Here is a 9,442-nt window from a genome sequence, read left to right as displayed (position 1 = left end):
TCTCATCAGTTACTTCCGACTCAGCAACCTCAGACCAATGTGACCTCTAAAGCACCACGAAACAACCCCACCGGGACAAAACGCTCTTTTAGACGCCGTTTCTGATGGCGTGATCGCTCGTTGAGCCGCGCATGACCGATCTGGTCGAGCGGTTGGTGCCGGACGAGTTGTGGTTGCTGTTTCGGCGGGTGGTCCCGCCGACTGAGGTCATACGCCCGCAAGGCGGCGGGCGACGACGGGCCGGTGACCGCGAGTGCCTGGCAGCGGTCATCTTCGTGGCCACATCGGGCTGCACCTGGCGGCAGCTTCCGCCGGTGTTCGGTCCAGCGTGGCCCACGGTCTACCGGCGCTTCGCGCACTGGAGCCGGACCCGTGTCTGGGCCAGGCTGCACCGCCATCCTCGACGAACTCGGCGCGCTCGGCGCGCTGGACTGGTCCCGCTGCGCCATCGACTCCGTAAGCATCAGGGCCGCAAAAGGGGGTTGCTCACGGGACCGAATCCGACCGACCGCGCCTGATCAACGACCGGAACGGACTGCCTCTGGCGCTAGGCATCTCCGCGGCCAACGTGCACGGTAGTCAAGGTCTGATGCCGCTCGTACGAGGTATACCGCCGATCCGGTCTCGCCGGGGCCCGCGACGCAGGCGACCTGGGAAACTCCATGGCGACAAGGGCTACGACTACGACCACCTACGCGTCGTCGGATTCCGCCAGGCGGTCGGCAGCAGCCTTGGCGACCATGTCGAAGTCCAGGGGGCCGGGCGGCACACCGAGGTGCCCATGCAGTCGTGTCCAGGAACGGGCCATGCACGGCACACTACGGCGGGGCGTGGACAAGCGGCGGGCCCTGCCTTTCCCTTGGCGAACGGCTACGGGGCGGGCGACCGCCTCGTCGATGAGGCGGCCGCGGGCGTTGCGCAGGGTGGTGGTGCCGTGGTCGTTGTCCCAGACGTAGTTGCGGCGGTCCTGGTAGAGGTCGGTGGTCGCCCTTGAACTCATCATCGAGGGCCTCGACGAACGCATCCCGCCGCGATGATCAGGGTGATGATCAGGTGATCACCGAGGTGGCGATCAAGGTCCCGCCCGAGTTCACCTGCAAAGCAGGGTTTCGAACTCTTTACCAAAAGATTTTAGGCAACCTCTTGCCATCGGTGGATCAGCAGTCGATATTCATCCAACGCACCGCATCAACTCGTGTTGACAACACGAGTTGATGTTTCCAGAACGCAGCCCCGAGCCGAAGGAGGATGTGATGGCAACTCGCCGCGACGTGGCGCGTTTGGCGGGCACCTCCGAGGCCCTGGTCAGCTACGTCCTCAACAACGGCCCCCGCAAGGTCGCCCCCGCCACCCGGGAGCGGATCCTCGCGGCGATAGACGAGCTCGGCTACCGCCCCAACGTGGTGGCCCGGTCCCTGAAGACCTCGCGGACCATGACCTTCGGGCTGGTCGTGCCCGACAATTCCAACCCCTTCTTCGCCGAGTTGGCCCGCGTCATCGAGGATGTCGGCTTCGCCTCCGGCTACACGATGCTGCTGGGCAATGCGATGGGTGACGACGCCCGTGAGGCGACGTACGTCCGGACCCTGCTCGACCGGCAGGTGGACGGGCTCATCGTGGTCCCGATCCACGGCCCGCACAGTTGGGTCGCGGAGCTGTCCGACCGGACCGTGCCCCGGCTGGTGCTCGACCGCGAGCTGGACCTGCCAGGGGCGACGCAGGTGCTCACCGACAACGAGGGCGGCGCGTACCAGGCCACCGCCCATCTGCTCAGTCACGGCCGGGAGCGGATCGGGTGCATCGCCGGGCTGGAGGGCGTGCACCCGACGGTCGACCGGGTCGGCGGATGGCGCCGGGCCCTCCTCGAGGCCGGGCGGGATCCGGAGAGCGCGTCGCTGACACATGTGCCGTTCGGACGGGCCGACGGGTACCGGGCCGGCCGGCGGATGCTCGCGGAGGCGGGACATCCGGACGCGCTCTTCGTGGCGAGTGACGAGCAGGCCATCGGCGTCCTTCGCGCCGCCGCCGAACTGGGGCTGCGCGTCCCCGACGACGTAGCGGTCTGTGCGTTCGACGGTATCGACGGCAGCGAGTACACGGTGCCCGCGCTCACCACCATGCAGCAGCCCTTCGACGAGCTGGGCCGCTCGGCCGTCGAGTGGCTCCTGGCCAAGATCGCCGACCCCGCCTTCCCGGTACGGCGCATCACCCACCCCACCACTCTGGTCGCCCGCGGCTCCTGCGGCTGCCCGGACCTCACCGGGGGCGTCTCGGTGATCGGCGAGGGCTTATAGCGCCGACGGGCGAGCGGTTCGAGCGGGCGACCGGTTATGGCGCCCGGCTCGCACCGATGCCCGACTCGTACGCCGCGTACACCCGTACGACTCGTACGACCCGCCTGACCCCTACGACGGACTACGACCTCACCGTGGGCCCCGGGCTCACTGGCCCCGACCTCGAACTCGGCCCCCGCTCCCGGACTTACAGGCTCCCGGACTCATGAACTCCCGGACTCCGCCCCAGCCTCCCCTGACCTCGGAGTCCGGGCGGCTCGCCACGCCCCGCGCGGACCTCATCCCACCCCGTTTTGACGCAATGACGCGACGAAAGGCACTCCCATGAACACCAACGTCACCGCCCACTCCGGCGCCACCGCGAACCGCACCGCACGCAGAGTCCGTTCCGCCACCGCTGTCGCCGCCGCCGCGACGATGCTGCTGGTGGTGGCCGGTTGCGGCCGGGGCGGAGACAGCTCCGACAGCGGCAGCAAGTCGGGCGAGGCGAAGATCGCTATCGTCACCCGGAACTTCACCAACCCCTACTGGGCGGCGCTGCGCGACGGTGCGATAGCCGAGGGCAAGAAGCAGGGCGTCAAGGTGGAGGTCCAGGCGGGCGCGTCGGAGACCGACAGCACGGGCGAGAACGCCAAGATCTCCACCCTCGCGGGCCAGGGCTTCAACTGCTTCGGCGTCGTGCCGGTCAACGCCACCAACGTGATCACCCCGCTCGTCCCGGTCGCCCAGAAGAAGATCCCGATCCTCAACCTGGACACCCAGATCGACGCGAAGGCCTCGAAGCAGGCCGGGGTGTCGTACGCCTCGTTCATCGGCTCGGACAACCTGTCGGCGGGTGAGCAGGCGGGCGAGGGCCTGCTGAAGCTCATGGGCGGCAAGGGCGAGGTGGCCATCCTCCAGGGCATCGCCGGTGAGCAGAACGGCATCAACCGCCAGAAGGGCTTCACGGAGAAGGTCGCGGGCAAGCTGGACATCGTCGCCACCCAGCCCGCCGACTACGACCAGGCCAAGGGGCAGACGGTCACCGAGGCCATCCTCAAGGCCCACCCGAAGATCACCGGTATCTTCGCCGCCAACGACACCATGGGTCTGGGTGCCGCGCAGGCGGTCCGCAACGCCGGTCTGACCGGCAAGGTCTCCATCATCTCGGTGGACGGCATCAAAGCCGCGCTGGAGGCTGTCAAGGCTGGCACCCTCAGCGGCACGATCTCCCAGTACCCCTACGCCGAGGGCCAGTTGGCCGTGCAGGCCTGCATCGACCTGGTCGCCAAGAAGAAGGTGCCCAGCCGGATCGTCGCCCCGATCGCCCTGATCGACTCCACCAACGTGGACAAGGCGATCAGCTCCGTCCCGCAGCCGTTCGTTCCGTTCGAGAACCCGCTCTCCTCGGCCGGGAAGTGATCTGATCATGGCTGACACTCAGGCGCCGGGCCGGCTCGGCCTGGACTTCTCGGTCGAGGCGGCGGCACGCTACGCCGCCCCGATCGGGCTGGGCGTGGTGTTCCTCGTCTTCTTCATCGCCACGCCCGACTTCCTCACGGCGTCCAACATCAGCGACCTGCTGGTGTCGGCCTCCATCCTGCTGGTCCTCGCCATGGGCCAGCAGCTGGTGGTCACCGTCGCCGGTATCGACCTCTCGGTGGGTTCCAACCTGCCCTGGTCGGCGGCGGTCCTCGGGTACGCCTACACCAACGGCTGGGGACTGACCGTCTCCATCGGCCTGGCACTGCTGGCCGGGCTGGCGGTGGGCGTGGTCAACGGTCTGCTGGTGGCCCGGCTGAACATGACCGACTTCATCGTCACCCTCGGCTCGCTCTCCGTGGTCAGCGGTCTCACCCTGCTGCTGACCAGCGGCAACACCGTGCCCGTGAACTCGGACTTCCTGCGCGCGCTGGCGATCGACGGCATCGGCCCGGTGCGCTGGTTCTGGGTGCTGGGCTTCGTGGTGGCCGCGCTGGTGGGCTTCCTTCTCTACCGCACCCGTACCGGCACCTATCTGCTGTCGACCGGCGGCAACATCGAGGCCGCGCGGGGTGTGGGCATCCACGTCAACCGGATCCGGCTGGTCGCGTACGCGAGTTCCGGGCTGGCCTGCGGGGTCGCGGCCGTGCTGTTCGTGGCCCGCACGGGCGGCGCCGACCCCAGCCTCCAGACCGACCTGCTGCTCAGCTCCATCGCGGCGGTGGTCCTCGGCGGGTCCAGCCTGTTCGGCGGGAAGGCCTCCGTGTTCGGCACGGTGACCGGCGCGTTGCTGCTCCAGAGTCTCATCAACGGGTTCACCCTGCTCGGCATCTCGCAGTACTACCAGCCCATCGCGGTCGGCACCGTCGTACTCGGCGCGGCCTTCATCTCCCGGTTCCAGAAGTAGGAGAAGCCAGCCATGACCGACACTCCGGCCCGTGTGACGGGCACATCCTCCGCCGCCCCGGCCACCACCCAGAGCGCCGTCTCGGGCGGTCAGGTCGTCTCCCCGCTCGTGGAGATCACCGGGCTGCGCAAGTCCTTCGGTGCGGTCCACGCGCTCCAGGGCGTGGACCTGAAGCTGGCTCCCGGCGAGGTCACCGCGCTCCTCGGCGACAACGGCGCGGGCAAGTCCACGCTGGTGCGCTGTCTGACCGGTGTGCACCCACAGGACGCGGGCGAGATCCGCTTCCGGGGCGAGCAGGTACGGTTCCACTCCCCCGACGACGCCCGGCAGTTGGGCATCGAGACGGTGTACCAGACCCTCGGCCTCATCGAGGATCTCCCGGTCTGGCAGAACCTCTACCTCAACCACGAGCTGACCAGCGGCTTCGGCCCGTTCCGGGTGCTGGACAAGAAGTCCATGATCGCCCAGAGCAGCGACATCCTGTCCCGGCTGGACGTGAACGTGCCGAACGTACGGGCCACCGTGCGGCGGATGTCGGGCGGTCAGCGGCAGTGCATCGCCATCGCCCGCGCGGCCAACTGGGGCCGCACCCTGGTCATCATGGACGAGCCGACGGCAGCGCTGGGCGTCCGGGAGACGGCGGCCGTGGAGGAGCTCATCGCCCGGCTCCGCGAGGCGTCGGTGACCGTGCTGCTGATCAGCCACGACATGGCGCAGGTGCTCCGGGTCGCCGACACCGCGTACGTACTGCGACGAGGCCTGACCGCCGCGCGGCGGACCGTCTCCGCCACCACGGGTGACGAGCTGGTCGGCCTGATCACCGGGGCCGTGCAAGGGGACGCGCATGCCTGAGGCCGTGCCGGGCGCGTCACCGCAGGTCGTGGTGATCGGCTCGGTGAACATCGACCACGTCGTCGTCGCCGACGCCTTCCCCTCCCCCGGCGAGACCCTCCTCGGCCGTACCGCGTACGTCACCCTCGGCGGCAAGGGCGCCAACCAGGCGGCCGCGGCGGCCTCCGGAGGCGTTCGTACGGCGATGATCGCCCGGGTGGGCGAGGACGCCGAGGCGGACCGGGCCCGTGCCCGGCTGGTCGCCGGCGGAGTGGACGTCGACGCGGTGACCACGGTGTCCGGTGCCGAGACCGGTACCGCGTGGATCACCACGGCGGCCGGGGACAACACCATCGTGGTGGTCGCCGGTGCCAACCACCAGTGGCCGCCCGAGGGCGACCCCACCGAGGGCCTCGGGGCTCAAGCGGCCGTCGTACTGGCTCAGTTGGAGATCCCGCTGGACGTCGTCCGTCGCGCGGCGGACGCCTGCCGGGGGCGGTTCCTCCTCAACGCCGCCCCCGCCGCCGAACTCCCCGACGACCTGATCGCCCGCTGTGACGTGCTCATCGTGAACGAGCACGAACAGGCGATGGTGTCAGGCCAGTCGGCGACGGATGGGGCGAAGGAGGCGGAGGGTACGCCGGAGACCGCGGCCATACGGAAGGCGCACGAAGCGCTGCGCGCCCGGGGTGCCAAAGCCGTGGTCACCACCCTGGGCGAGGCGGGCGCGGTCGTCACCGACGCCGACGGCGTCTCCACCGCGCTCCGGGCCGTCCCCACAACCGTCGTGGACACCACGGGCGCCGGTGACGCCTTCGCCGGGGTGCTCGCCGCCCGGCTCGCCGCCGGTGACTCACTCCTGGACGCCGCCCGCCTGGGTATCGCCGCGGGCTCCATGGCCGTACGGGTCTCCGGCGCGCCCCAGCAGTACGCCGACCTGGCCACGCTGCGCGCCCTCGCCCCCACCCTTCCCCCTAGCGAAAAGGACTGAACCCGTGCAGCGCAACGGCATCATCCACCGCGAGCTGGCCGGGCTGATCGCCGGTCTCCGCCACACCGACACCTTCGTGATCAGCGACGCCGGGCTCCCCCTGGCGCCCGACACCCCCGTCGTGGATCTCGGCTACCGGTACGGCCAACCCCCGTTCCTGGACGTCCTCCAGACCGTGCTCAACGAGATCGTCGTCGAGCACAGCTGGGTGACCGACAAGATCCGTGAGGTCAACCCCACCGTCCACACCGGCCTGCGTTCCTTCGGGCTCGACCCCGAGCCCATCGACCACGACGAGTTCAAGGCCAGGGTCCGGGACGTCAAATTCGCCGTACGGACGGGCGAGGACACCTTCTACGCCAACGTGCTCCTCCGCGCGGGGGTCCCCTTCACCCCGTGAGCGCCGCCTGCGTGACGGGCAGCCGGACCTGGAGGGAGGAGAACCGTGTGGTCGGGGCGGCGTTCTGGTTGTCGTCGCTGTGCGGTTCGCGACCAAGCCCCGCCTGGCCCGGGGAGATGATCGCCGCCGCGTTGGACGCCGGGGTGCAGGCATCGTGGGTGACTGGCGACGAAGCCTACGGGCAGGACCCGCAGCTTCGTGCCGCCCCGGAGGCACGCAGGACCGGTTACGTGCTGGCCGTCGCCTGCTCGACGCGGGTACGGATCAACTCACGCCGCGCTCCCGTCCGCGCGGAAGCGTCGCCGAACGCCTGCCCACCAGCGCCTGGCAGCGGCAGGCGGTGGCGCGGGCTGCCTACAACCTACTGCGTTGGGGAGAGACACTGGTCGCCTTCCCCGTCCACGTTCTCCGCCTGGCGCTGGCGCCGAGACGAGCAAATGCCCGCCCGGGACCACTGGAGAGTGGAGGGCCTCAACCAGGTTCCTCACAGACGAACAGTGGGCGGTGCTGGAGCCGTTGTTGCCGAAGGGTACGAGGGTCGGGCGGCCACCCATCTGGCCTCGGCGGCAGTTGATCGACGGCATACGGTTCCGCGTCCGAACCGGTGTTCCGTGGCGGGACGTGCCCGTCGAGTACGGACCGTGGGCCCGGATCTACGACCTATTCCGCCGATGGCAGCGGAATGGCACCTGGCACCGGATCCTCACCCGTCTCCAGTCCCTGGCCGACGCGGAAGGTGCGATCACATGGGACCTGAGCGTCGACTCCACGGTGTGCCGAGCTCATCAGCATGCGGCGGGGGCCCGCAAGCAGGGTGACCTGCAGAAAGAACCACCGGGTGGCGTGTTAACCGAGCCCGGCGATCACGGGCTGGACGTTCGCGCGGCGGGTTCACCACCAAGCTGCACCTGGCTGTCGAGCACGGTCAGGAGCCCATGGCGATCGTGGTCACGGCCGGTCAGCGCGGTGACTCGCCTCAGTTCGAGCCCGTGCTGGGGAAGATCCGCGTGCCTCGCATCGGCCCGGGCCGGCCACGCCTCCGCCCCGACCGGGTGCGGGCCGATAAGGCGTACGCCTCCCGTAAGAACCGCGCCTACCTGCGCCGACGCGGGATCCGCTGCACCATCCCAGACAAGGCCGACCAGGCGCGCAACCGCCGGAAGCTCGGCTCCCGCGGCGGCCGGCCGCCGCGATTCGACCCGGCCGACTACCGCGAGCGTCACACGGTCGAGTGCGGGATCAACCGACTCAAGAGACATCGCGCTGTCGCCACGCGATATGACAAGCTCGCCGTCCGCTACGAGGCGACCGTCCTCGTCGCGACCATTAACGAGTGGCTGTGACCCGCGGTCTCACGCAGCGGGATCCACGTTCCATGCCGCGGGCAGATCGCGCCCTCAGAAGACGCAGACGAATTCGTCCTCACTCACGATGTTGTCTCGGCACCAGCCGAGACCCCGGTCTCTGCTTCCTCCTCCCAGGGGCTGCGACAGCCCTGGGGCCTACCCCGTCCATGCATGTCCTGGCCCGTGCCGCCCGACTACGCCGAAGCCTCGGCCCCTGCGCTGGGGGCGAACCCGCTCCCCTGCTCGGCGAACACCTTGATCGCGGCGCCCAGGAAATCCACCATCCCGGGGTGGTAGGAATCGTGGAACGCCCTCATGGCCTCGTCCTCGGCGTAGAAGAGCGACATGCCGACGTAAGCCTCCCGGGAGGGGGTGTAGAACCGGCAGGCGATGTCGAAGTGCCTGCGGACGAGCTCCTGGATCTGCTGGTCCCCTGGCAGGGAGCCGCCGTCCAGGAAAGCCGTGATCTCCCGGTACAGGACGTCCCAGTCCTGGTGGACCCGCTCCCTGTCCACATGTTCCCAGTTGTTGGTCCCGGCAAGGCTCTTCGCCTGCTCCTCGGCCAGCGACCGGCGACACTCGTCCTCGTAATTGTTCCCCACGGCACCGGTTCCCATCGTTTCGTCACCTCTCCGGTGGATCCCCGAGAGGCCGCCGACATGTCGACGTCGACCGGCCGCCGATGATCAACTGCCGGTCCAGGCCGAACGGTGACACACAGCCACCGGGTCGGCAAACCATTTCGACCCTCCGGCGCTCCGTCCCAGTCAGCCGGCGGCGGGAAGGCGCAGCTCGACGGCGAGCCGTCGGAGCGGGGCGTCCAGCCGCTCGACCGCGCGGCCCGGATTCCCGCGGCGACCTTGCGCGGCAGGACGAGCTCGGCTGGCACGGGTCCGGTTCCATGACGACCGGTCGACCGGCCTCCACGACGGAACACCGGTTCGGACTCGCAACCGTATGCCGTCGATCAACTGCCGCCGAGGCCAGATGGGTGGCCGCCCGACCCTCGTACCCTTCGGCGACAACGGCTCCAGCACCGCCCACTGTTCGTCCGTGAGATGTCCCCGCCCCCATGAACCGTGATCATCTAACGCTCAAGATCCACTTTCGATACACGGCCTAAAGGGTGTTGCAGAAGGCTTGGTGGCGGGCATTTTGCCTGTATGGGTGGGGTGTTGAGGGCTGAGCCGGTGTGGGTGGAGACGTTCACCG

At 69.2% G+C, this 9,442-nt stretch carries 9 protein-coding genes and 4 pseudogenes; 10 read left to right on the top strand and 3 right to left on the bottom strand.

Going from position 1 to position 9,442, the window contains the following annotated elements; translation table 11 throughout:
* Positions 1-131: 131 nt before the first annotated feature.
* Positions 132-697: pseudogene (locus ABTX60_RS42490) on the top strand (IS5 family transposase); the annotation flags it as partial.
* Here the strand turns inward: ABTX60_RS42490 and ABTX60_RS42485 are convergent.
* A pseudogene (locus ABTX60_RS42485) lies at positions 692-982 on the bottom strand (hypothetical protein); the annotation flags it as partial. The pseudogenes ABTX60_RS42490 and ABTX60_RS42485 sit on opposite strands and share 6 nt — an antisense overlap.
* A gap of 71 nt (positions 983-1,053) precedes the next feature.
* On the opposite strand from ABTX60_RS42485, the gene ABTX60_RS42480 reads away from it, so the two are divergent.
* The 9 genes and pseudogenes from ABTX60_RS42480 (at position 1,054) to ABTX60_RS42440 (ending at position 8,227) form a co-directional block, all read left to right on the top strand.
* On the top strand, positions 1,054-1,215 hold the full coding sequence (locus ABTX60_RS42480; protein ID WP_352101987.1) for a hypothetical protein: 162 nt from the start codon (positions 1,054-1,056) through the stop codon (positions 1,213-1,215).
* A 38-nt stretch (positions 1,216-1,253) separates the two neighbouring features.
* A complete protein-coding gene (locus tag ABTX60_RS42475) occupies positions 1,254-2,294 on the top strand; it encodes a LacI family DNA-binding transcriptional regulator (RefSeq protein WP_352101986.1) in 1,041 nt (346 codons plus the stop codon).
* A gap of 324 nt (positions 2,295-2,618) precedes the next feature.
* On the top strand, positions 2,619-3,695 hold the full coding sequence (locus ABTX60_RS42470) for a sugar ABC transporter substrate-binding protein (protein WP_352101985.1): 1,077 nt from the start codon (positions 2,619-2,621) through the stop codon (positions 3,693-3,695).
* Between the two features lie 7 nt (positions 3,696-3,702).
* Complete coding sequence (locus ABTX60_RS42465) at positions 3,703-4,662, top strand: ABC transporter permease (RefSeq protein ID WP_352101984.1); 960 nt, start codon at positions 3,703-3,705, stop codon at positions 4,660-4,662.
* 12 nt (positions 4,663-4,674) lie between these two features.
* Positions 4,675-5,514 carry an ATP-binding cassette domain-containing protein gene (locus ABTX60_RS42460; protein ID WP_352101983.1) on the top strand — a complete coding sequence of 280 codons (840 nt, stop codon included), beginning with the start codon at positions 4,675-4,677 and terminating at the stop codon, positions 5,512-5,514.
* A complete protein-coding gene (locus ABTX60_RS42455) occupies positions 5,507-6,484 on the top strand; it encodes a ribokinase (RefSeq protein WP_352101982.1) in 978 nt (325 codons plus the stop codon). The genes ABTX60_RS42460 and ABTX60_RS42455 overlap by 8 nt, the downstream gene beginning before the upstream one ends.
* Positions 6,485-6,488: 4 nt before the next feature.
* Positions 6,489-6,884, top strand: a complete 396-nt coding sequence (rbsD, locus tag ABTX60_RS42450) for a D-ribose pyranase (RefSeq protein ID WP_352101981.1) — start codon at positions 6,489-6,491, stop codon at positions 6,882-6,884.
* Between the two features lie 76 nt (positions 6,885-6,960).
* A pseudogene (locus tag ABTX60_RS42445) lies at positions 6,961-7,239 on the top strand (transposase); the annotation flags it as partial.
* 149 nt (positions 7,240-7,388) lie between these two features.
* Positions 7,389-8,227 (top strand): IS5 family transposase gene (locus tag ABTX60_RS42440; RefSeq protein ID WP_352101980.1). Its coding sequence is split into 2 segments (ribosomal slippage): positions 7,389-7,755 and positions 7,755-8,227, totalling 840 coding nucleotides; the frame shifts between segments, so codons are not numbered across the junction.
* 197 nt (positions 8,228-8,424) lie between these two features.
* On the opposite strand, the gene ABTX60_RS42435 is transcribed toward ABTX60_RS42440, so the two are convergent.
* Together ABTX60_RS42435 and ABTX60_RS42430 are read right to left on the bottom strand one after the other, a co-directional pair.
* Positions 8,425-8,847, bottom strand: coding sequence for a TipAS antibiotic-recognition domain-containing protein (locus ABTX60_RS42435; RefSeq protein WP_352101979.1), 423 nt, complete (start codon positions 8,845-8,847; stop codon positions 8,425-8,427).
* A gap of 150 nt (positions 8,848-8,997) precedes the next feature.
* Positions 8,998-9,300 (bottom strand): annotated as a pseudogene (locus tag ABTX60_RS42430) (transposase); the annotation flags it as partial.
* Positions 9,301-9,442 lie beyond the last annotated feature (142 nt).

The organism is Streptomyces sp. NPDC126510 (assembly GCF_040302345.1).
Taxonomy (GTDB): Bacteria; Actinomycetota; Actinomycetes; order Streptomycetales; family Streptomycetaceae; genus Streptomyces.
This window is presented reverse-complemented; position numbering and strand designations above follow the sequence as displayed.